Annotated in this window: 2 pseudogenes; both read right to left on the bottom strand. The window is 41.5% G+C overall.

The features are described 5' to 3' along the window. Positions 1 to 111 (bottom strand): annotated as a pseudogene (locus AC1M9K_RS14565) (thiolase family protein); the annotation flags it as partial. Positions 112 to 189: 78 nt separating this feature from the next. Further along, positions 190 to 424: pseudogene (locus AC1M9K_RS14560) on the bottom strand (3-oxoadipate CoA-transferase); the annotation flags it as partial.

Genomic DNA, 424 nt, shown 5'->3' with positions numbered 1-424 from the left:
TAAGGCTTTTAATGGCACTGCACCTAAGTCATCCGCACGGACAGGCGCTAAACCACCGGCATAACGACCAAAAGGCGTACGGATGGCATCAATGATGTATGCGTTTTTCATTTATTTATGTCCTAAATCTTTGAATCCCTCCCTAAATCCCTCCTTTAATAAAGGAGGGATTTAGGGAGGATTGATAAATTAGCCTTGAGTCGCATCAATGAGTTTGGCACCCGTCATCGATTGAAGTTCTTCAAAAGATAAGCCTTCAACTTTCTCAATCACTTTCATGCCTTCAGGTGTTACATCAATCACACAAAGGTCAGTATAGATACGATCTACACACTTTAAGCCTGTCGCAGGATAAGTCAGCTCAGCAACGATTTTAGGTTCGCCTTTTTTAGTGACATGATCGGTGGTAATAAAGACTTTTTTC

Source organism: Acinetobacter sp. 24-47-67 (genome assembly GCF_056779735.1).
Note: the sequence above shows the minus strand (reverse complement) of the source record. Positions and strands in the feature narration are given on the sequence as shown.